The following is a 22789-nucleotide window of genomic DNA, read 5'->3' on the forward strand; positions in this document are numbered from 1 at the left end:
CCAAAAATAATAGGATAGTGCTAAAATAAAGGAAAATAAAAATGAGAGGAACGATCAGTTTGCTGACTCCAGAAAATACGGTTATTGGTTTTATTGGAACAGGTGTCATGGGTAAAAGCATGGCCGGACATTTATTAAAGGCTGGATACCCTTTATTGGTATTTTCCAGGACCAAAGAAAAAGCAGCAGAATTATTAGAGAATGGAGCTGTATGGTCTGATTCACCAAAGGAAATGGCGGAAAAGGCATCAGTTATTTTTACGATGGTAGGTTACCCAACAGATGTAGAAGAAATATATCTTGGTGAAGATGGTTTAATTAGACATGGCCAGCCCGGAAGCTATTTCATTGATATGACCACCTCTGCACCGTCTCTTGCTGTTAAAATTTATAAAGAGGCTAAGAATCATAAGATACATACGATTGACGCCCCTGTCTCCGGTGGGGATGTAGGAGCTAGGGAAGCAAAGCTTTCCATTATGGCTGGCGGCGAAAAAGAAGCTTTTGAAGCGGTCCGCCCCTTACTTGAGCATCTGGGAACCAATATAGTTTATCAAGGAAATCCAGGCGCAGGGCAGCACACAAAAATGGCAAATCAAATTGCCATTGCGTCAAATATGATTGGGGTGTGTGAAGCCATTATTTATGCTGAAAAAGCGGGATTAAATCCGGAGAATGTGTTAAAAAGTATAACAACTGGGGCAGCTGGCAGCTGGTCATTAAGCAATCTTGCTCCAAGAATGCTACAAGGGAATTTTGAACCTGGTTTTTACATTAAGCATTTTATTAAAGATATGAAAATTGCCTTGGATGAAGCTGAACAAATGGGAATGGAAGTACCAGGGCTAGCACTAGCCAAATCACTTTATGATCAATTGGCGGAAAAAGGTGAAGAGAATAGAGGAACCCAGGCACTCTATAAATATTGGAAAAACTAGTTAGAATAAATTCCTCCTGTCTTCAAAAAACTATAATAGAAAAGTTGATGGGAGGTATTTTTTATGGCTAAAAGGACAAAAAAGCATAATGCCGATCAAAAAAACAAGAAGGGTTTTGATTCTTCAAAGTTAAATGAAGAATTTGCTCATGAAATCGGTTCTGCAGCTACAAATAAAATTCATAAGGATAAGGCTAAAAAAGAAAAAGCACCTAAAAACAACGGGAAATATCAAGGTCAATAAAAAAACGAAACCCTCACCTTCAATATGGTGAGGGTTTCGTTTATTTTTGTAAATATTCTTCAATACGGTTAAGTCCGAGTTCTAATGTTTCCATTGAACAAGCAAAGGATAAACGGAAGTAACCTTCCCCATAATCAGAAAATGCACTGCCGGGAACAACGGCAACTTTTGTTTTTTGAACAAGTTCCAAAGCAAAATCAAAGCTATTCAATGGAACGGTAGCGGGTATTTTGACAAAGAAATAGAATGCGCCATCCGGCTTCACGGCCTCAAGCCCCATTTTAGTCAATCGCTTATAAACATAGTCCCTTCGTTGTTCATATTCTTTTTTCATAGATAGAGCATCATCAATTCCCACAGTTAAAGCTTCAAAAGCCGCTTTTTGGGCGATTGAGTTTGCACAGGAAACATTATATTGATGAACCTTTAGAATGTGCTTGGTAATGGACTCTGGTGCAAATAAAAAGCCAATTCTCCACCCTGTCATCGAGTGAGATTTTGATAATCCATTTATGACGATTGTTTTTTCCTTTAGAAAGCTCGCAATTGATTTATGGCTGCGGTCAAATGTAAGCTCACTGTAAATTTCATCAGCTAGAACAAAAATTTCCTTATCACTTAAAAAGTCGGCAATTTCCTTTAACTCCATCTCTGAAAGACTTACGCCCGTAGGGTTTGATGGGTATGGAAGGACAATGCAGCGAGTTTTTTCAGTAATAAAGGGTTTAATCATCTCTAGGGTAAACCGAAATTGATTTTCTCTAATGTCTACATGGACAGGGACTGCCCCCATCATCCGAATAATAGGTTCATAACCAGGATAAATCGGGCCAGGTAAAATAACTTCAGTGCCCTCAGTGAGAATGGATCTAAAGGTGATGTCAATTGCTTCACTGGCCCCCATAGTAACGATTACCTCTGAATCAGGTTTGTAATGTAAACAATATTTCTTTTCGACAAAATCACTGGCAGCCTTCCTTAATTCAATCGTTCCTGCATTATGAGTATAGGAGGTAAAATCCTCTTCAATTGCATTTATTCCCGCTTGTTTCACATGCTCGGGGGTGGGGAAATCAGGCTGGCCTATGGTAAAAGAAATTAGGTCATCTATATGGGATACCATATTAAAGAATTTTCTAATTCCAGAAATCTCGATCTCTTTAACTCGTTGATTAATCAAATGCTCCACTTATGTTCGTCCTTCCACAATTAAGAATATCTTTCACCTAATTTTTTGAATATCGGTTTTTGATAGGTGCGTTGGTTTTTTCGCTGATTTGAGGGAGGCGGTCCTTCCTCGGAAATTCCTGTATAGGACTGCAATAATGCTTTTGCAGCATTAAGTGAAAGTACTGCCTTTGGGTTTCGAATATGATTATCTAACTTACCCAAGTGCGGAAGTTGATGAAAGTCCAATTTAGTAGGAGGAATATGGAAGGTATATCTGCCGCATTCCACAAGGACGTCGGATTGCTGTTGACTATTTCTTGGGTTTTCAGAAAAATGAAGACCTACTTTTTTAGCTTTTCCTTCATGAATTAATTTTTTTAACGATTCTTGTTTTAATTTGTATAAAAATTTGGGGTTAGTCGCTGTCTTTGCATGGCGATTCACAATAAAGACTGCTTGAGCGAGGTTATCGATGGTTAGATTTCCATTTCTTTGGGGATATTTCTGATCGGGATTCAAAATATGTTCTCCTTTCTATCTTTTCGAACATTTCCATTATACCTTTTATTAATCGAAATTAAAATATGGCATGGATTCTATTATTAAATAGATTTTAGATGCTTTTCGTTTTTGGCTATACTATGTATGATTTGAAAAACTTTAGTAAAATAATCATTATTTTCAATAAATTGCTTTCTTTCAGTTAATTTTATTGTAAAATAGAAATAAGAGATTGTAAAAACATTATTTTGAAAATCGCTTTTTTAAATAAAAAAACCTTATCTAAAAAATTGGATAAGGTTTATGTTGTTTCAGGTCTTAGTGTATAGACTGTTAGCTCTGGCTTTGCCATAAACCGAAAAGGCAAACGGGTTGTTCCGATTCCTCTATTAACATATAGGGTTAATGGATTTTGATCACCAATTGAATAAAGACCCTCAGGATAATTCTTGGCAAATGGAGGAATGACAAGCGCTCCAATAAAAGGTATTTTAACTTGTCCACCATGGCTATGACCGCTTATTTGCCATTGAATTGGATACCTTGATGCGTCATCAGCAAGGTCAGGCGCATGGGATAATAAAATTTTAAAATGGTCTTGCGGTACATTTTTTAAGGCCAAAGGTAAATCCGGTTTTCCTAACATTGCATCATCAATTCCTAATAAATGAATCCTGCTTTGATCTTTTAACTTGATTGGGGCCGATTCATTTAATAGAACAGTGAAATTGGTTGCTTCCATAATATTTCGGTAAATATCAGAACCATAGCCTCCATGATCATGGTTGCCAAAAATACAGAATTTACCAAGAGGAGAGCGCAATGATTCCAATAGGGGAATCAGTTTATTAATTTCTGAATATTTATTTGGTTCATCCATCAAATCGCCAGTAAAAAAAATGATGTCTGGCTTTAGATCATTGATCTTGTCGACAAGTTTGGAAAATTGGGTAAGGTTATAATGAAAACCTAGATGGGTATCAGAGAACTGGATGATTTTTATTCCGTTAAAACTTTTGGGTATTAACGGGTGTTTTATTTCAAGATGTTGAATATCGAGTAATGAGGGCTCAATACGATTGGCATAAAAGTAGCCCCCTGAACTTAATCCGAGAACGGTTAGAAAGGAACCAAATGTTCGCTTCAGAAATGTTCTCCTTTTTAGTTTTTTAGGCATTTTTTTCTACCAACCTATCTTTTTAATTACTTTCCAAATGTATTTTCGATAAAAATTGATTTTTTTGCAAGTAAAATGAAATGGATATTATTAATTTTTATTCGAAAAAGAGAACAAAAATTCATGAAAAAAGCAGCCTCACAGGGCTGCTTTTGTTAACGATAGCTCACTGCACGGTTCTGCAGTGCTTTCCAGGAAGCGATAAATTGTTGTTTATTTACTCTAACTTGTTTCCTGCCTGAAAGTGGGTCATTTAAATAAACATGATTAGAGTCGAATCCAACTAAGACGACGGCGTGTAAATCCAATGGAGTTTTAATATATTGTTTTCCGTGATACCAGGATTCCCAGCGGTCAGGCAGGCGATAATCCCCAGTTGTCCAGACAACGACAGGATACCCTTTTGAAACGTGCTCTAATACACGATCAAATGGCTGATTGGTCAAATTGACAGCTCTGCCTGGTAGCTTTTGGTTAATCAATGCCATCATCGGTTTATCAAAAACAGCATACCCAGCTCGTCTTCCTGTCATATCCCCAACGAATCCATCTGCTGGATTGCCCCATCGCAAAATATCTCCCTTTGGAGATTTGATGAGCGGATCAGGATCCTTTTGAATCAGCCTGTACAAATCCATTTTGCTTGTTTTGACACCCGCATAATTCAACATCATGGCGAGGCTTGTCACTTCACAGCCATAACGCAGCTCCGGGTTTTGTCTAATTAGAATTACATTAAGCATAGCAGAATTTTTATGGGCTGTTGTACTAACATGACTGCCTTGGCTGGTTATTTTTTTATCGTAAATCACCTGATCAGTAAGATCGTTTATGGTGTAGTTAGTGTTTTTAGGCGTTTCTTCCATTCGGTATGTTGAAGCGGGCTTGTTTTGAATAAGATTTGAACTGGCATCTGGATCATCATTATAGTGGCTGCATCCAAACATGGGAAGGATCGAGGCTAATAAGCAAAGTTTTCTCAAAAACTTTTCCCCCTTTGAAATTAGCTTAACTATATTGTTTGATTGTTTCTTTTGAGCTATAATGGTATCCTTTTGGTAATGAACGAACGGGCTGGGGCAAGTAAACGTATGGTATTATGTGTAAATCTTTTTTTGGAGGTACTTCGATGGATGCCTTGGAAATTCTATCGGATCTTGAACATGTTTTTCCTTATTTCCAACCTATTTTTAGTGCGGACGAACAACAGGTCATTGCCTATAAAGTTTTGGGAAGGTATAAGACCGGGGATAATATCATAAGCTTAGGACCTTTTTTTCAAGATGATCAAATTCCTGATGAATATAAATTTGAGGTTGATTTGCTGTTAGTTAGGAAAGCCCTTGAAAATGCCATAAAGCTTGAAGATGATATTAGTATATTTTTGAATCGCAATGCCGAGTTATTAATGTATGGTCATGGAGAGCCATTTTTGCAGGAGCTTTTAGAATTTGAAAAAAAAGGGTTTAATTTAAGCAGGATTGTTCTTGAAATTTCGGACAGAAAATATCTTGGGAATCTCGATCAATTTGATCATCTGCTTCAATATTATCGGACATATGGGATCAAAATTGCTGTTTCTTGCATAGATAATGAAAGTTATCATTTTGAGCGAATTGGTCAACTTGAGCCGGATATTTTAAAAATAAATTTAGAACCTCTTAAATCTACGGCAACAGGAATGAACTTCCATGATGTTTTGTTTACCCTGTCCCTTTTAGCAAGAAAAATTGGGGCAACCCTTTTGTTTGAAAATATTGAAATGAGTTATCAGCTGCAGTTTGCCTGGAAGAACGGAGGACGCTATTATCAAGGATTTTATTTATATCCCCCAGCAGCAGAATTCATTCAGAGAGATTTATTAAAATCCCGATTAAAAGAAAAGTTTCACGATTTTATTTCTTATGAAAAAAGAAAATTAGAGGGTGTTTATTTAGCTTCAGAATATTTCCATACAATGGTTCAAGAAATTGTTATGAAAAACAAAAAGGCAGGGTTTAAAGAGCTTTTCCAAACGTTAGTAAAAGAACTGGATCATATTGCTTTTCGTATGTATATTTGTGATGAAGATGGGTTTCAAAAATCGGCAAACATTTTTAAAGAAAAAAATGGCTGGAATGTTCAAGCTGAATACAAGAATAAAAACTGGAGCTGGCGGCCATATTTTCTAGAAAATATTATCAAGATGAGAAACGAAAGGAAAGGGATTTTATCCGATTTATATCGTGATATTGAAACAGGGGAGAATATTAGAACCTTCTCCTATCCGATGAACGGAGATGATTATTTGTTTATCGACATTTCATACCAATACTTATTTGAACACGAGCAATTACTGTAGTTTAGGTTCAGGATAGGCATTTTAAAAAAAATAGTCAATTTTTTCATTTTTGCTTGGACAAATAGTATCAGTTATTTTATTCTTTTAATATTGGCATAAGAAAAAATGGAATTTATTTAAGTAAATAATCCATAAGGATAGAAACAGGCCAATTGTGAAATATAAAAGTAGAAGTTTGTTTGTGTTTGAAAGGAGATTAAACGAATGTCACAGCTTCAAGGTATATTAACCAGATTAAAAAATCTTCAGGAACAAGCTAACAGCGGTGAGCCAGCTCAGCGTTATTTCGAAGTTAATGGAGAGAGAAAGTGTCAAGTTACATTTCATCCGAAAACGGTAACGTATGAATTAGAGGTTTATAATGAAAAGGAAAAACCTAAACGATATCAATTTGATAATATTGATATGATCACAATTGAAATTTTTGATTTAATTCAGTAGGAACCAATTGGTTCCTTTCTTTTCCTAATGAATCGGTATTTTAATTCACACAGACCTCCGAAAACTATGATAAAATAAGTCTGTAGAAAAACATACATTGAGGAGTTTTCGGCGATGATTAGTCTTCCCAGTGGGGAATTTTTAGAATTAACCATTAAAGAGTTAATGATCCCATCCGAACGGGTGGCACATGTGCAAATTGGCAATAATCTCGAGCATGCCTTATTAGTGTTAACAAAAAGCGGCTATACTGCAATTCCGGTTCTAGACCCACATTATAAGCTCCATGGGCTGATTAGCACTCCAATTATCATGGACTCTATCCTCGGTCTAGAAAGAATTGAATTTGAAACCCTTGAAAAAAAACGCGTAGAAGAAGTTATGAAAAAGCTGATTCCACGGGTTAAAATTTCGGCCTCACTTAGTGTATGTTTGGACTTACTGGTCAATCATCCTTTTTTATGTGTTGAGACGGACGATGGCTTTTTTGAAGGGATATTGCCAAGAAGCACAGTATTAAATCAATTAAATAAACAGGTAAAACGCTTAAAAAAAATTGATAAATGATTGCACCTGGCTCCCTAAATGGGGGCATATTTTTTTGGATATTTTTGAAGGTGGTGAAGGAATGTCCTCATTATCGGAATATCAATTATTATCAGTTTTAGCTCAGGAAATGAATATGCGTAAAGCATCGGAACGGTTGTTTGTATCACAGCCTGCCCTTTCACAGCGATTACAGACAATCGAAAAAGAGTGGGGTACAAAATTATTTATTCGTTCGCAAAAAGGTCTTGCCCTTACTCCTGCTGGAGAACATGTTATTGAATTTGTTAATGACGTTCTTAATAAGCAAGAAAAGGTTCGCGAGACGATTTATTCGCTGCAATCAGGGGTGTCAGGTACCTTAAAAATAGCTGTAGCCTCTATCGTGGGTCAAAACTGGCTTCCTCAAGTATTAAAGAAATTTATTGACAAGTATCCACAAGCAAAGATATCACTTATTACTGGTTGGAGCAGTGAAATTCTAAAATGTTTATATGATGATCAGGTACATATTGGAATTATCCGCGGCACCCCTGATTGGAAGGGGGTTAAGGTCCATCTCTTCGATGATCCACTTTATTTGGTTGATCGAGAAATTATTAGACCGGAACAAGTTTTAGAAGTTGACCGGCCGTTTATCCAATTTAAGAGTGATTCGAATTATTATCAAGAAATTCAGGATTGGTGGATGCGGAACTTTAAAACCTCGCCAAAAAGGACAGTGCTTGTTGACCAAATTGAGACTTGTAAACAAATGGCCTTTAATGGAATTGGTTATGCAATATTGCCTGGAATTACGTTAACTAAAGCAGAACGGGATATTTTTAAAATACCCCTTTTAGATGAGAATAATGAACCGCTAAAGCGGGATACCTGGCTATTAGGGTATGAGTCTTCCTTCCAATTAAAACAGGTTCAGGCTTTTGTCGAACTCATTAAAGAACATATTTCTGAATCTTAGGAAGTATTACGCTGTTTTGCTTGTTTTAAGTTACTTTGTTTGGTAAATTATTTTTTAGTACAGACAATTAGGGGGTAAACAGTTTATGAAAATGATGGATGCACATGAAATTATTTCTTTTATTCAAAATAGTAAAAAATCTACTCCGGTCAAGGTTTATTTAAAGGGAGAATTAGAGGGAATCAATTTTGGGGCAAGTGCCAAGGCATTTGTTAATGGAAATACTGGTGTTGTTTTCGGTGAATGGGCTGAAATTAGTGAAGTGCTTGAGGAAAACAAAGGAAAAATTGAAGATTTTGTAGTTGAGAATGACCGACGCAATTCTGCTATTCCATTATTAGATACCAAACATATTAATGCTCGTATTGAACCAGGAGTTACCATCCGTGATCAAGTGGAAATTGGCGATAATGCCGTTATTATGATGGGCGCCGTCATTAATATTGGTGCAGTAATTGGCGAAAAAACAATGATTGATATGGGAGTTGTCCTTGGTGGAAGAGCAACAGTAGGGAAAAACTGTCACATCGGCGCAGGCACTGTTTTAGCAGGCGTTATTGAACCGCCATCCGCAAAACCAGTAGTCGTTGAAGATGACGTTCTAATTGGTGCGAACGCGGTTGTTTTAGAAGGAGTAACAATCGGACAAGGATCAGTCGTCGCTGCAGGAGCAGTTGTTACTCAGGATGTAGCACCATATACGGTCGTAGCCGGCATGCCAGCACGTAAAATTAAAGATATTGATGAAAAGACAAAGTCAAAAACTGAGATCATGCAAGAGTTGCGTCAACTATAAGAAATGTAAAAGCGTGGAGCCTTTTCCACGCTTCTTTTATAGAAAGGAGAGTCTTAGATGGACTCATTAATCAAAATTCGCCGCGATCTTCATCAAATTCCTGAACTGGGTTTTCAAGAGTTTAAGACACAGGCCTATTTATTGGCTTATTTAGAGGGGCTGCCCCAAGAGCGGCTGTCCATTAAAAAATGGAAAACAGGTTTATTTGTCAAAGTTCATGGATTAATGCCTGAAAAAACTATTGGCTATAGAACGGATATTGATGGCTTACCGATTGCAGAAAAAACTGGTTATCCTTTTTCTTCTACCCATGAGGAAAGAATGCATGCGTGCGGCCATGATTTCCATATGACCATTGCTCTAGGTGTGCTTACCTATTTTGTCGAAAATCAAATCAATGATGATTTATTATTCATTTTCCAGCCTGCTGAAGAAGGGCCAGGCGGAGCTGAGCCAATGTTGAAATCAGCAGAAATGCAGGCATGGATGCCGGATTTAATCTTTGCCCTTCATATTGCACCAGAGTATCCAGTTGGCGCCATCGCAGTAAAAGAAGGCTTATTATTTGCCAATACTTCGGAATTGTTCATTGATTTGAAGGGGAAGGGTGGACACGCCGCAAGACCGCACGAAACAAATGATATGGTTATTGCTGCCTGCGCTCTAGTTGCGCAATTGCAAACCATCATTTCCAGAAACGTTGACCCTTTAGATAGTGCAGTTATAACGATTGGTAAAATTACCGGGGGTACCGTACAAAATATTATTGCTGAAAATGCAAGGCTTGAAGGGACGATCCGCACATTGTCGCCGGAATCGATGAAGAAGGTAAAGCACCGCATTGAGGCATTGGTAAGAGGAATTGAAGCAGGCTACGAATGTGAAGCTGTGATTGATTACGGTTCAATGTACCATCAAGTTTATAATACAGAAACCATAACTAGGGAATTTATCAATTATATTCAACAAGAAACAGATATTCAGGTAATTGAGTGCAAGGAAGCAATGACAGGTGAGGATTTTGGGTATATGCTCAAGGAAATTCCCGGATTGATGTTTTGGCTCGGTGTCGATTCACCATTTGGTCTGCATCATGCCAAACTAAATCCAGATGAAAAGGCAATTGACGTTGCCGTTAAGGTAATGACAAGCTTTTTAACGTATAAAGGTAATAATATGTAAGCTGTTTTGAAAATGCTTATTATTTTATTCCTAAGGATAATCATGGTAAAATTATAGAGAATAAAAGGAATATTGTTACATATTGTCGTTTATTCTAGACATTTTAGGGAGAAACTTATTAAGGGGAAAATTAGGTTATAATTGATAATTAGTATTTATTTAAATTAATTATAATTTAATATTGACTCAAAATTAGATTTGTCCTATAATGAAAACTGTCAGAAGGATAGCAAATGAGAATTGCTATTACTAATTATTGATTATTTTGGAGGGATTCAAATGCCAGAACGTATGGTAGGTAAGCAAGCTCCACGCTTTGAAATGGATGCAGTTATGCCAAACAAAGAATTTAAAAAAGTAAGCCTTGAAGAAAATATGAAAAACGATAAATGGACTGTATTATTCTTCTACCCAATGGACTTCACGTTTGTATGTCCAACTGAAATTACAGCTCTATCTGACCGTTACGATGAGTTTGAAGACCTTGATGCAGAGGTTATCGGTGTTTCAACTGACACAATTCATACTCACTTAGCATGGATTAAAACAGATCGCAAAGAAAATGGCCTTGGCGATTTGAAATATCCATTAGCGGCTGACACAAATCATGTTGTTTCCCGTGATTATGGAGTTTTAATTGAAGAAGAAGGTATTGCACTTCGCGGACTATTCATCATCAGCCCTGAAGGGGAATTAATGTACTCTGTTGTTAACCACAACAACATCGGCCGTGATGTAGATGAAACTTTACGCGTTCTTCAAGCATTGCAAACTGGCGGTCTTTGCCCAGCTAACTGGAAGCCTGGACAAGCTACACTTAATGTATAATTATTAATCAAACAAGATAGACCTAACTCTTTAAAAGCGTTAGGTCTTTTTAATAGGAGGAAAATCGATGAAATTACGTGAACCAATGCCAGAATTAGCAGGTGCAACAGAATGGTTAAACGGTGAAGTAACTAGAGATGAATTAATTGGTGAAAAACCAACTTTGATTCATTTTTGGTCAATCAGCTGTCATTTATGTAAAGAGGCAATGCCTCAAGTTAACCAATTTCGAGATGATTTTAAAGACAAATTAAACGTGGTTGCAGTTCATATGCCAAGATCGGAAAACGATCTAAATTTAGAAGAAATCAAGCAAGTGGCATCAGAGCATGGAATTAACCAGCCTATTTTTGTTGACAGCGATCATAAACTAACAGAAGCATTTGAAAATCAGTATGTACCAGCTTACTATGTTTTTGACCGTGAAGGAAAGCTTCGTCATTTCCAAGCAGGCGGCAGTGGCATGAAAATGCTAGAAAAGCGTGTAAACCGTGTTTTGGATGAATTGGAAAAAACGGAATAAATAATAAAAACTGTTCGTCTCTCTAGGCGAGCAGTTTTTTATTGCTTCTTTGTAACCTTGTAATCATTTTATCGTCCGTAATTATAAAGAGAGAAAAAGGGGTGTCTTGGATTGAAAAAGGTAAAAAAAGTGTTCCCTATTTTTTTCATTGTTTTAATGCTTGGTATTACAGGGTGTAGTTCAAGTAGTAATGAGGGTGCGAAAATGAGTAAGGACAATACGGCTAAAATGGATTCTGCGCAGTCAAGTAATGGGGAGAAGTCCTCGATATACTCTGGTGAGACAGATAATTCTAGTGCTCTAAAGGAGAAATCAATACTCGAAGTTCCTAACAAGATGGTTATCTATCAAGCGGATTTGCAGCTAAGGGTCAAAAAATTTGAACAAACGGTCAAAAACTTTGAAGAAAAAGCAGAAACATATGGCGGCTATATTGCTTCATCTAATGTAACCAAAGAAGGGCAGGAGCAGGTCAGCGGCAGTATTACCATCCGAATACCGCAAAAGAATTTTCAGGCTTTTTTACATGATGCAGAGGGGCAGGCTGCCGAAGTTCTGCAGCGGAATATAACGGGACAGGATGTAACAGAGGAATATGTCGATCTTGAATCCAGATTAAAATCTAAACGGGTCGTAGAAGAACGATTATTATCATTTATGAAAACTGCAACAAAAACGGAGGATCTATTAAAAATCTCCGCCGATTTAGCCGCCGTACAGGAAGAAATAGAAACAATCCAGGGGAAAATGAAATTTTTAGAAAATCAAACTTCGTTTTCAACCGTAACGATCACTCTATATGAAAATAAGGTTATTGTTCCCGATATTGAGAGAGACAAACTTAATACATGGGAAATGACGAAAAAGCAATTTATGAAAAGTACAAACATGTTATTAAGCTTGGTGTCTGGCTTAGTTGTCTTTATAATCGGTAACCTTCCGATTCTGGTGATATTAGCTATTATAGGTTTTGCAGTTTTTCTATTTTATCGAAAGAGGAAAAATAGAAATGGTGTTTAAGCGGTATTTTATACTATATTTAAAATGATCTTCAATGCTAAAATGGGAGCATAAGAGAAATTGTATTTGCTGGGGGAGTTTTTGTGAAGAAAAGCTTTGCGGTCATTGGATTGGGCCGTTTCGGGGGCAGTATTTGCCGTACACTGACAGATGAGGGAATGGAAGTTTTAGCAATTGATGTTAATGAAGAGCGTGTTAATGAATACTCCATGATTGCCTCCCATGCAGTTGTGGGAGATTCAACAGATGAAAACGTCTTGAAGAGTTTAGGGATTCGCAATTTTGATCATGTGATTGTAGCGATTGGCGATGATATTCAATCGAGTATTTTAACAACGCTAATTTTAAAGGAATTAGGAGTCGGGCAAATTACCTCCAAAGCACAAAATGATTATCATGAAAAGGTTCTGCGAAAGATTGGGGCGGATCATGTTGTGCATCCTGAAAGAGATATGGGAAAAAGGATTGCTATTAATATGTCATCCAGCAATGTGGTTGATTATCTCCAGCTCTCAGATGACCATAGTATTGTTGAAATAGTGGCAAATGGAAAACTTGGCGGCAATACAATCATGGATTTGGATGTTCGTAAAAAGTATGGTTTAAATATCGTGGCGATAAAAAGAGGTGAAGAAATCATTGTTTCTCCACAGGCGAAAGAAACGATTCATACTAGAGATGTATTAATAGTAATTGGAAACACTAACGACATCAGCAGGTTTGAAAAAAAGGTATTGGAATAAAGAAAAGCGGAAGCACCAGAAGGTGCTTCCGCTTTGTTAATATTAAACTTCCATAATGATAGGTAAAATCATTGGGCGACGTTTTGTTTTTTCATAAAGGAAAGGTGCTAACGTATCAGTAATTTCATTTTTAATTTCTGACCACTGGCTTGTCTTTCGCTCCATAACCTTATTTAAATGCTTTGTAATTAAATTTTGTGCATCATTGATTAAATCACCAGATTCTCTCATATAAACAAAGCCGCGAGAAATCAGGTCTGGTCCAGAAGCAATTTTGAATTCCTTCATATTTATGCTGACAACCACAACAACTAACCCTTCCTCAGAAAGAATTCGTCGGTCACGTAAGACGATATTTCCAATATCCCCGACACCACTGCCGTCAATGTAGACAGATCCTGATGGAATTTTTCCGGCTACCTGTGCTGAGTTTTCCGAAAGAGCTAGTACTTCGCCATTGTCCATAATAAAGCAATTTTCCTCATCAACACCGCAGTCCACTGCAAGTTTTGCGTGCATGCGCTGCATCCGGTATTCACCGTGTATTGGCATAAAGAATTTAGGTTTAATTAACCGCAGCATCAATTTTTGTTCCTCTTGTCCACCATGTCCAGAGGTATGAATATTACTTAGTTTTCCGTGAATGACGTCCGCACCGGCTCTATACAACATGTTAATTGTTCGGCTGACACTTATTGTGTTACCAGGAATAGGTGATGACGAAAATACAACAGTATCCCCAGGTATTATTTGAATTTGTCTGTGTGTGCCATTTGCAATTCTTGATAGAGCTGCCATTGGTTCACCTTGGCTTCCGGTACAAAGAATAGTAACTTTGTCAGCTGGTAAGCGATTAATTTGATTAGCTTCAATAAATGTTTCTTTTGGTGCATTAATATATCCTAATTCAAGGCCTATATTAATGGCTGCTTCCATGCTTCGACCAAATACAGCTACTTTTCTGTCATTTTCCACAGCTGCCTCTACAACTTGCTGCAGCCTATGAATATTTGATGCAAACGTTGCAAAAATAATTCGGCCATCGACTTTTCGGAAAATATCGTGAATGCTTTCTCCTACCCTGCGCTCCGACATCGTAAAATCCGGAATTTCACTATTTGTACTGTCAGAAAGTAGACAAAGTACACCTTCTTTTCCAATTTCAGCCATTTTCGTTAAATTAGCAGGTTCACCCACAGGAGTAAAATCAAATTTAAAGTCCCCCGTATGAACGATCTGACCCGGAGGAGTTTTAACGACAATACCATAGGAGTCAGGAATGCTGTGGGTAGTTCGGAAAAATGTCACCGATGTTTTTCGGAACTTAATCACATCATCTTCTTTTATCTCAATTAATTTGGCATTTCTTAATAAACCATGCTCTTCTAATTTATTTTTTATTAAACCGAGTGCCAGTTTTCCTCCATAAATAGGGATATTGACTTCTCGTAATAAATAAGGAATACCGCCGATGTGGTCTTCGTGCCCGTGTGTAACGAATAACCCCTTAATTTTTTCTTCATTTTTAACTAAATAGGTATAATCAGGAATGACATAATCAATACCTAATAGTTCATCCTCAGGGAATTTGATTCCAGCATCAATTAAAATAATCTCATCCTGGAATTGAACTGCATATGTGTTTTTGCCAATTTCCCCTAAACCTCCCAGGGCAAAAACAGCAGTTTGATCATTTTTAACAAATTTCATAAATTATATCTCCAATACTTTAAAGTCTTCATTTTGTTTTTCATATTCTAAATAGGCACCTTTAACTTCTTGTACAAATTCAACATTATAGCCGCGGTCGGCAATTTTTGTACGGACGTCACGTACGGATTCTCCCTCAATATAGAGAGTTTTTGTATTCTCTCTGACTGGTACTTCTTTAATGCTTTCCTGGTAGTAAACTTTAAATAGCATAACAAAATCGCTCCTCACTAAATCATAACTTTTTCTATTATATAAAACATTTTCATCTTTTTCATTTATTTTCATAAGAAAACAATGGGCTAATGTGAAAAGTATGTAAAAAAAGAATCTGTTTTTACAATTTACAATAACGAAGGAGCCCTTCGCAAGTTAGAAGGGCTCAAAAAAAATTTAGGCAATGGATTTTTTTCGCAGCAAATCTTTCCACTGTTTTAAAAGCTTTTTTCTTAGCTTCTTTAACATAGTGGATCATCTCCTTAATTCTTATTTTAAACATTCCTTGTCCAAAGTAAAGCAAGCAATGGCAGATAATTGAAATTTTTTTAAATGATAGTTTTTTTACTATTATTATATGATGAAAATGCTGATTCTTTCATGGTTAAACATGGAATTGCTAAAGTTGAAACAAATTGACATTTACATGAAGAAGGTTTAGTGTTTTAAAGGAATAAATAAAAGAGATAAAAGGAAAAGGAATTAAGGGGAATGGGGAAATTATATACTGCTTTGATTGGATTAAGCATTATTTGGGGAACATCCTTTTTATTTATAAAAGTTCTATTAACTTCTTTGGGGCCGATTTCAATAGTATTTGGCCGTTGCCTTTTTGGAACGATTATACTTTTTGTTATCATTATCCTGCAAAAGAAAAAAATAATCCTTAAGAAACTGCCTTGGTTTAAGCTGATCCTGGTTGCCATGACCAATAACGTGCTTCCATGGTTGTTAATTTGTTCAAGTGAAACGAAGCTCACCTCCAGTATGGCCTCAATTATTAATGCAACAACACCGATTTGGACATTAATTATTGGTTTTATCTTCTTTTCTTCTTCGTTAAGGAAAAGTCAATGGATTGGTATTTTCGTTGGTTTTATAGGGATTTTTATTTTATCTGATGTCAAATTAGGTGAGCTTTATTCAGGCAATTTAACTGGGATATTGCTAATGACCGGTGCCACCTTTTGTTATGGATTGGCATCACACTTAACCAAAAAACATTTAACCGATTTATCAGTGTTGGAAACTTCATTCTTTACGCTATTAATTTCCACTATAATGAGCTTTATTATTGTTTGGTCTACGAATCCAAGATTTATTTCTTCTTTTATTACTATAGAGACGGTGGGCCCTTTTATTGGCCTAGGAGCACTTGGTTCAGGGATCGCCTATCTATTGTTTTATTATCTGGTTAAAAAGGGAAGTCCTGAATTTGCTTCACTTGTTACCTATCTAGTACCAATTTCTGCTGTTTTTTGGGGAGCAATGCTTTTAAAAGAGAATATTCACTTATCAATGATCATTGGCTTAGCAGTAATTTTTATTGGCGTTTATATTGCCTCTATCAAACCAAAAGATAAATCAAATGTGACACATGCAGCATAAGTGTTTGATTAAAGGAGATATGGAATATGAAAAAAATTGTCTTTTTTGATATCGATGGGACATTACTTGATCATGAAAAGAAACTTCCGATCAGCACGAAAAATGCCATTCGATTACTAAAGGAAAATGGAGTTTTTGTCGCAATTGCTACAGGAAGAGCTCCATTCATGTTCGAAGGGCTGCGCGAGGAGCTTGATATAGATTCCTTTGTAAGCTTCAATGGTCAATATGTGGTCTTTGAAAAAAAGGCGATATACGAGAATCCATTGAATGAAAGCGGGATGGAAAAACTCTATCAAAAAGCACTGATCAATAAGCACCCTTTAGTATTTATGACAGAAAAAACGATGAAGTCGAGTGTAAAACATCATCCATTTATTGAAACCAGCTTGGGAAGCCTAAATTTCTTACATCCGGAAGAGGATTTGCATTTTTATGTGAATCGAAAATTGTATCAGTCGCTCCTTTTTTGTGAGAGCCAAGATGAACATATATATTTAGATGCTTTCCCGAATTTTGATTTTATTAGATGGCATCCTTATTCTGTTGATATCCTGCCAAAAGGCGGCTCAAAAGCAGAAGGCATTAAAAAAATGATTGATCAACTAGGGTTTGAACTAAAGGATGTATATGCTTTTGGCGATGGCTTAAACGATTTAGAAATGCTGAAGGAAGTAGGGACAGGTGTAGCCATGGGCAATGGCGTTCCAGAAGCAAAACAACATGCCGACTTAATCACAACCGATGTCTCCAACAATGGTATTTGGAATGGACTAAAAGAATTACAGCTCATTTAAAAAAACTCGCCATATGGCGAGTTTCTTTATCTTTCGATTGGGATTGCTCCTTGGATCTCTTTTAACGGTTCCTGTTTATCAATATGATCATAAAACATTACACCATTTAAATGATCAATTTCATGTTGAAAGCAAATAGCAGGCAGTCCTTTTAAACGAAGCTTTATCTCTTCACCATTAAGGTTTATTCCTTTAACAGTGATTCGCGCATATCTAGGAACATAACCTGGTATGGCTTCGTCCACAGAAAGACAGCCTTCGCCTGAAGTTAAATAAGCCATTTCTACAGAGTGACTGATAATTTTCGGATTAAACAAGGCATAACTGTAAAGAACCCCCTTGTCGTCCGTTAAATGGACCGCAATCATCCGTTTAGATACATTAATCTGAGGGGCAGCTAACCCAATTCCTGGACGCAGGCCATATTGGTACGAGATTTCGGGATTTTGGCTGTTCATTACGTACTCTAATAAGCTTCGTAAAATTTGTGCATCCTCTTCTGATGGCGGCATATGTACTTCTGCAGCCACTTTTCTAAGAGTAGGATGGCCATCCCGAATGATATCCTCCATCGTTAACATGAACATTCACTCCTGAATTTAAATGTAATTAAGTGCAACAATAGTCTATCAAACAATGTATAAAATGTTAACAATTGTTTACCAAAACATCTATTTATATTGTCAAACCAACAAAGTATAGATATAGTAAGAAATGTTATAGATAGGAGGTTCATAAATGTTTTTTACCAGAAAAAAAAGGTTAGTTTTATTTTTTTTAGCAGCCTTCGTAATTTTAACTGGATGTAATAATAAAAAGTCTTCACTCGAAAAAATGTATGAAACTCTAGAAAATGTGGCAGCTAAAGAAAAGGTATTTGAAGAGCAGCAAGAACCACTTGTAACATTAGAGAAGAAAGAAAAAGGATTATATGACCAAATAATCGGTCTTGGAATGAAGGAATATGACGAGATTGTTAAGCTTTCAGATGAAGCGCTGGACCTCGCAGCTCAACGTCAAGAGCATATGGAAAAAGAAACAAAAAGCATTAAGGAATCTGAAAAAGAATTTAAAAAAATAGCTGATTTTAAAGAACAGCTTGACGAACCGTCTCTAAAAAAATTAGCTAATGAACTTTATGATATTATGATGAAAAGATATCAGGCCCATGATGTGCTGAACACTGCCTATACGGAGGCATTAAAAAATGACCAGCAATTGTATGAAATGTTTAAGAATAAGAACTTGCAGCTCGAGGATCTAGAAGGGCAGGTAGTAAAACTAAATGATTCATATAAAAAAGTTTTTGAGGCCAATGAAAGTTTTAATAAGTTAACGGAACAATATAATGACAAGAAACTTACCTTTTATAAAAAGGCTGAATTAATAAAAAAATAACATTTCAACTTTAAAATCGGCCATGGGCCGATTTTTTTCTATATTATAACACGGTTAAAAATGATGGAATTTTATATAACAGAAATAAAAATAAATTAGTACAGTGGTGATTGGGACGATTGTAATTTGTATTATCTTTATGGTGAAAAATTATTACGCAAAGGATTTGACGCGTTTAGATGAATGGTGTAAACTCGAATATGGGTTGAGTTGTTGTATCAATGTAGTTACATAAAAAACTGATACAGAATAAGATGTTAGAGAATGAAAAAAATGATGTCAAATACACATCAGGCTTTTATTCATGTTTTTGGGGTAATCTAACTTAGTGGATTTTATTTTTATTTTATCTTTTGATTAGAAAGGAAGATGTGATCAAATGGCTTCAAAACTTAAGAATGCAGAGCTCAATGCGAAGAACGCACTTGAGGCTGTCGAAAATCAATTTGAAACTCTTCAAATATTAAATGAAGAAGGCGAAGTAGTTAACGAAGCAGCAATGCCGGAACTAACGGATGACCAGCTTCAGGAACTTATGCGCCGTATGGTTTATACACGTATCCTAGATCAACGTTCAATTTCCTTAAACCGTCAAGGCAGACTAGGATTTTATGCACCAACTGCAGGGCAGGAGGCATCACAATTAGCTTCTCAATTCGCTCTTGAAAAAGAAGATTTTATATTACCTGGGTACCGTGATGTACCACAATTAATTTGGCATGGACTGCCTTTATATCAAGCATTTTTATTCTCACGCGGACACTTCCAAGGTAACCAAATTCCTGAGGGTGTAAATGTCCTATCACCACAAATTATTATTGGTGCACAGTATATTCAAGCTGCAGGAGTTGCCTTAGGGTATAAAAAGAGCGGCAAGAAAGCTGTTGCTATTACCTACACTGGTGACGGCGGTGCTTCTCAAGGGGATTTCTATGAAGGAATTAACTTTGCAGGCGCGTTTAAAGCACCAGCGATTTTTATTGTGCAAAATAATCGTTTTGCGATTTCGACTCCAGTTGAAAAACAATCAGCTGCAAAAACAATTGCTCAAAAAGCGGTTGCGGCAGGTATCCCTGGCATTCAAGTTGACGGAATGGATCCATTAGCTGTCTATGCAGCAGTTCGTGATGCACGTGAACGTGCGGTCAACGGAGAAGGGCCAACGTTAATCGAGACTTTAACTTACAGATATGGCCCACATACTATGGCCGGTGATGATCCTACCCGTTATCGTACGGCTGATCTTGATAATGAATGGGAAAAGAAAGATCCTTTAGTACGTTTCCGTAAGTTTCTTGAAAAGAAAGGTTTATGGAATGAAGAGAAGGAAAATCAAGTAATCGAACAAGCAAAAGATGATATTAAAGAGGCAATCAAAAAAGCGGATGCTGCACCAAAGCAAAAGGTTACTGACCTTATGTCCAACATGTTTGAAGAAATGCCTTATAACCTGAAAGAACAGTATGAAATCTATAAAGCAAAGGAGTCGAAGTAAGTCATGGCTCAAATGACAATGATTCAAGCTATTACCGATGCACTACGTACAGAGCTTCGGAATGATCCAAATACATTGGTTTTCGGTGAAGACGTTGGTGTAAACGGCGGCGTATTCCGTGCAACTGAAGGCTTACAGAAAGAATTTACAGAGGACCGTGTGTTTGACACTCCTCTTGCTGAATCGGGAATTGGAGGATTGGCGGTTGGTCTGGCGCTGACTGGATTCCGTCCAATCCCTGAAATTCAATTCTTTGGATTCGTTTTTGAAGTTATGGATTCCATTGCTGGTCAAATGTCTCGTATGCGCTACCGTTCCGGCGGCCGCTATAATATGCCAATAACTGTTCGTTCTCCATTTGGCGGGGGAGTTCATACACCTGAGCTTCATTCAGACAGTTTAGAAGGTTTAATGGCACAAACGCCTGGTTTAAAAGTCGTTGTTCCATCCACACCATATGATGCTAAAGGATTATTGTTGTCTGCCATCCGTGATAATGACCCAGTTATTTTCCTTGAGCATTTAAAATTATATCGTGCATTCCGCCAAGAGGTTCCTGAAGAAGAATATACTATTCCTCTTGGGAAAGCAGATGTCAAGCGTGAAGGTACTGACCTATCCATTATTACTTACGGAGCTATGGTTCATGAATCATTAAAGGCAGCGGATGAATTAGCAAAAGAGGGACATTCCGTCGAAGTTATTGACCTAAGAACAATTAGTCCTCTTGATATTGACACCATTATTGCGTCAGTTGAAAAAACAGGACGGGCAATTGTAGTTCAAGAAGCACAAAAGCAAGCGGGGGTAGCAGCAAACGTGGTTGCCGAAATCAATGATCGAGCTATTTTAAGTTTAGAAGCTCCTGTATTACGTGTTGCTGCAGCGGATACGATTTATCCTTTCTCTCAAGCAGAATCTGTTTGGCTGCCAAATTATAAAGACGTTATTGAGACAGCGAAAAAAGTATTATCATTCTAATTCTTTTCCACAGAAATCTAATTAAAATAGGAGGATGAATCCAAGTGAGCGCAACCGCAACCACATTTCAATTTAAAATGCCTGACATTGGTGAGGGTATTCACGAAGGTGAAATTGTCAAATGGTTCATCAAACCAGGCGATAAAGTTCAGGAAGATGATGTTCTTTGTGAAATCCAAAATGACAAAGCAGTCGTTGAAATTCCTTCACCCGTAGAAGGAACTGTTTTAGAAGTATTAGTTGGAGAGGGAACTGTAGCAACTGTTGGGCAGGTCCTTGTAACCTTTGATGCACCAGGATATGAAAATTTACAATTTAAGGGCGATCATGGTGATGAAGCTCCTGCTCCGGCGGAAACACCTGCAGCACCAGCACCTGCCCCAGAAGCAAAGACAGAAGCTGCTCCTGCTCAGGCACCAGTACCTGCTCAGCCACAGGCAGAAGTTGATCCAAACCGCCGTATCATTGCGATGCCATCTGTTCGAAAATATGCACGCGATAAAGGTGTGGAAATTGCTTTAGTTGCAGGAACAGGAAAAAATGGCCGGATTATGAAAGCTGATATTGATGCATTCTTATCTGGCGGCGCACCAGCAGCAGCACCACAAGCTGCCGCAGTAGCTCCTGTTCAAGAAGAATCTCAGGCAGCAGAAGCTCCAAAAGCAGCTGCTTCAGTACCACAGGGAGAATACCCTGAAACTCGTGAAAAAATGAGCGGAATCCGCAAAGCAATTGCCAAAGCAATGGTGAATTCCAAGCATACTGCTCCGCACGTAACTCTAATGGATGAAGTGGATGTTACAAAGCTTGTGTCACATCGTAAGAAATTCAAAGAAGTTGCTGCTGCAAAAGGCATCAAGCTGACTTTCTTGCCGTACATCGTAAAAGCATTAACAAGTGCGTTGCGTGAGTTCCCTGCGCTTAATACATCTCTAGATGATGCAACAAGTGAAATTATTCATAAGCATTACTACAATATTGGAATTGCTGCCGACACAGAAAAAGGCTTATTAGTTCCAGTTGTAAAAGATGCCGATCGAAAGTCCGTTTTCTCAATCTCTAATGAAATAAATGAACTGGCTACAAAAGCACGTGATGGTAAGCTTGCACCGAATGAAATGAAGGGTGCTTCATGTACAATTTCCAATATTGGCTCTGCAGGAGGACAATGGTTTACTCCGGTAATCAACCATCCTGAAGTAGCGATTTTGGGTGTAGGCAGAATTGCTGAAAAACCAATTGTTAGAGACGGTGAAATTGTCGCTGCTCCGGTATTGGCACTTTCATTAAGTTTCGATCACCGTATGATTGACGGTGCAACAGCACAGAATGCATTAAATCACATCAAGCGATTGTTGAACGATCCAGAACTATTGTTAATGGAGGCGTAATA

Annotated in this window: 25 protein-coding genes; 18 read left to right on the plus strand and 7 right to left on the minus strand. The window is 37.3% G+C overall.

Going from position 1 to position 22789, the window contains the following annotated elements:
* Positions 1 to 41 precede the first annotated feature (41 nt).
* Together LC455_RS25340 and LC455_RS25345 are read left to right on the plus strand one after the other, a co-directional pair.
* Entirely contained in the window at positions 42 to 938 is an 897-nt protein-coding gene (locus tag LC455_RS25340; RefSeq protein WP_223595165.1) for an NAD(P)-dependent oxidoreductase, read from the plus strand.
* Positions 939 to 1001: 63 nt separating this feature from the next.
* A complete protein-coding gene (locus tag LC455_RS25345) occupies positions 1002 to 1181 on the plus strand; it encodes a hypothetical protein (RefSeq protein WP_223595167.1) in 180 nt (59 codons plus the stop codon).
* A 40-nt stretch (positions 1182 to 1221) separates the two neighbouring features.
* Here LC455_RS25345 and LC455_RS25350 read toward each other — a convergent pair whose 3' ends face one another.
* From LC455_RS25350 to LC455_RS25365, 4 genes are all read right to left on the minus strand, one after another.
* Complete coding sequence (locus LC455_RS25350) at positions 1222 to 2370, minus strand: aminotransferase A (protein WP_223595168.1); 1149 nt, start codon at positions 2368 to 2370, stop codon at positions 1222 to 1224.
* A 20-nt stretch (positions 2371 to 2390) separates the two neighbouring features.
* Positions 2391 to 2870 (minus strand): YkyB family protein, encoded by a 480-nt coding sequence (locus LC455_RS25355; RefSeq protein ID WP_223595170.1) that lies wholly within the window; start codon positions 2868 to 2870, stop codon positions 2391 to 2393.
* 283 nt (positions 2871 to 3153) lie between these two features.
* A complete protein-coding gene (locus LC455_RS25360; protein ID WP_223595172.1) occupies positions 3154 to 4029 on the minus strand; it encodes a metallophosphoesterase in 876 nt (291 codons plus the stop codon).
* A gap of 155 nt (positions 4030 to 4184) precedes the next feature.
* A complete protein-coding gene (locus tag LC455_RS25365) occupies positions 4185 to 5012 on the minus strand; it encodes a C39 family peptidase (RefSeq protein ID WP_223595174.1) in 828 nt (275 codons plus the stop codon).
* Between the two features lie 146 nt (positions 5013 to 5158).
* On the opposite strand from LC455_RS25365, the gene LC455_RS25370 reads away from it, so the two are divergent.
* The 10 genes from LC455_RS25370 to LC455_RS25415 all read left to right on the plus strand — a co-directional run bounded on the left by LC455_RS25370 (position 5159) and on the right by LC455_RS25415 (position 13410).
* Positions 5159 to 6370, plus strand: a complete 1212-nt coding sequence (locus tag LC455_RS25370; RefSeq protein WP_223595175.1) for an EAL domain-containing protein — start codon at positions 5159 to 5161, stop codon at positions 6368 to 6370.
* Positions 6371 to 6574: 204 nt separating this feature from the next.
* Positions 6575 to 6811: a YkuJ family protein gene (locus LC455_RS25375; RefSeq protein WP_223595177.1), complete on the plus strand. Its 237-nt coding sequence runs from the start codon at positions 6575 to 6577 to the stop codon at positions 6809 to 6811.
* Between the two features lie 114 nt (positions 6812 to 6925).
* Positions 6926 to 7378, plus strand: a complete 453-nt coding sequence (gene cbpB / locus LC455_RS25380; RefSeq protein ID WP_223595179.1) for a cyclic-di-AMP-binding protein CbpB — start codon at positions 6926 to 6928, stop codon at positions 7376 to 7378.
* A gap of 61 nt (positions 7379 to 7439) precedes the next feature.
* Positions 7440 to 8318, plus strand: coding sequence for a LysR family transcriptional regulator (locus tag LC455_RS25385; RefSeq protein WP_223595213.1), 879 nt, complete (start codon positions 7440 to 7442; stop codon positions 8316 to 8318).
* A gap of 85 nt (positions 8319 to 8403) precedes the next feature.
* Entirely contained in the window at positions 8404 to 9114 is a 711-nt protein-coding gene (gene dapD / locus LC455_RS25390) for a 2,3,4,5-tetrahydropyridine-2,6-dicarboxylate N-acetyltransferase (protein WP_223595180.1), read from the plus strand.
* Between the two features lie 57 nt (positions 9115 to 9171).
* Entirely contained in the window at positions 9172 to 10296 is a 1125-nt protein-coding gene (locus tag LC455_RS25395; RefSeq protein WP_223595181.1) for an N-acetyldiaminopimelate deacetylase, read from the plus strand.
* Positions 10297 to 10575: 279 nt separating this feature from the next.
* Positions 10576 to 11124: a peroxiredoxin gene (locus tag LC455_RS25400; protein ID WP_223595182.1), complete on the plus strand. Its 549-nt coding sequence runs from the start codon at positions 10576 to 10578 to the stop codon at positions 11122 to 11124.
* 67 nt (positions 11125 to 11191) lie between these two features.
* Entirely contained in the window at positions 11192 to 11647 is a 456-nt protein-coding gene (locus LC455_RS25405; protein WP_223595183.1) for a TlpA family protein disulfide reductase, read from the plus strand.
* Positions 11648 to 11758: 111 nt separating this feature from the next.
* The gene (locus LC455_RS25410; protein ID WP_223595184.1) at positions 11759 to 12667 is read left to right on the plus strand and encodes a DUF4349 domain-containing protein; all 909 of its coding nucleotides are present in this window, start codon (positions 11759 to 11761) and stop codon (positions 12665 to 12667) included.
* An 83-nt stretch (positions 12668 to 12750) separates the two neighbouring features.
* Positions 12751 to 13410 carry a potassium channel family protein gene (locus LC455_RS25415; RefSeq protein ID WP_223595185.1) on the plus strand — a complete coding sequence of 220 codons (660 nt, stop codon included), beginning with the start codon at positions 12751 to 12753 and terminating at the stop codon, positions 13408 to 13410.
* Positions 13411 to 13452: 42 nt separating this feature from the next.
* Here the strand turns inward: LC455_RS25415 and rnjA are convergent, their stop codons facing one another.
* Both rnjA and LC455_RS25425 read right to left on the minus strand, forming a co-directional pair.
* A complete protein-coding gene (gene rnjA, locus LC455_RS25420) occupies positions 13453 to 15120 on the minus strand; it encodes a ribonuclease J1 (RefSeq protein ID WP_223595186.1) in 1668 nt (555 codons plus the stop codon).
* 3 nt (positions 15121 to 15123) lie between these two features.
* Positions 15124 to 15333, minus strand: coding sequence for a DNA-dependent RNA polymerase subunit epsilon (locus tag LC455_RS25425; protein WP_223595187.1), 210 nt, complete (start codon positions 15331 to 15333; stop codon positions 15124 to 15126).
* Between the two features lie 495 nt (positions 15334 to 15828).
* On the opposite strand from LC455_RS25425, the gene LC455_RS25430 reads away from it, so the two are divergent.
* On the plus strand, positions 15829 to 16725 hold the full coding sequence (locus tag LC455_RS25430) for a DMT family transporter (protein WP_223595188.1): 897 nt from the start codon (positions 15829 to 15831) through the stop codon (positions 16723 to 16725).
* A gap of 26 nt (positions 16726 to 16751) precedes the next feature.
* Positions 16752 to 17522, plus strand: a complete 771-nt coding sequence (locus LC455_RS25435) for a Cof-type HAD-IIB family hydrolase (protein ID WP_223595190.1) — start codon at positions 16752 to 16754, stop codon at positions 17520 to 17522.
* A gap of 26 nt (positions 17523 to 17548) precedes the next feature.
* Here LC455_RS25435 and def read toward each other — a convergent pair whose 3' ends face one another.
* Complete coding sequence (gene def, locus LC455_RS25440; protein WP_223595192.1) at positions 17549 to 18103, minus strand: peptide deformylase; 555 nt, start codon at positions 18101 to 18103, stop codon at positions 17549 to 17551.
* Positions 18104 to 18260: 157 nt separating this feature from the next.
* Here def and LC455_RS25445 point away from each other — a divergent pair, with 157 nt between their 5' ends.
* The 4 genes from LC455_RS25445 (at position 18261) to LC455_RS25460 (ending at position 22787) form a co-directional block, all read left to right on the plus strand.
* Positions 18261 to 18920, plus strand: coding sequence for a YkyA family protein (locus tag LC455_RS25445; RefSeq protein WP_223595193.1), 660 nt, complete (start codon positions 18261 to 18263; stop codon positions 18918 to 18920).
* A gap of 379 nt (positions 18921 to 19299) precedes the next feature.
* A complete protein-coding gene (gene pdhA, locus LC455_RS25450; RefSeq protein ID WP_223595194.1) occupies positions 19300 to 20415 on the plus strand; it encodes a pyruvate dehydrogenase (acetyl-transferring) E1 component subunit alpha in 1116 nt (371 codons plus the stop codon).
* 3 nt (positions 20416 to 20418) lie between these two features.
* Positions 20419 to 21396 carry an alpha-ketoacid dehydrogenase subunit beta gene (locus LC455_RS25455; RefSeq protein WP_223595195.1) on the plus strand — a complete coding sequence of 326 codons (978 nt, stop codon included), beginning with the start codon at positions 20419 to 20421 and terminating at the stop codon, positions 21394 to 21396.
* 77 nt (positions 21397 to 21473) lie between these two features.
* The gene (locus LC455_RS25460) at positions 21474 to 22787 is read left to right on the plus strand and encodes a dihydrolipoamide acetyltransferase family protein (protein WP_223595215.1); all 1314 of its coding nucleotides are present in this window, start codon (positions 21474 to 21476) and stop codon (positions 22785 to 22787) included.
* The last annotated feature ends 2 nt before the right edge of the window (positions 22788 to 22789 follow it).

Source organism: Neobacillus bataviensis (assembly GCF_019969725.1).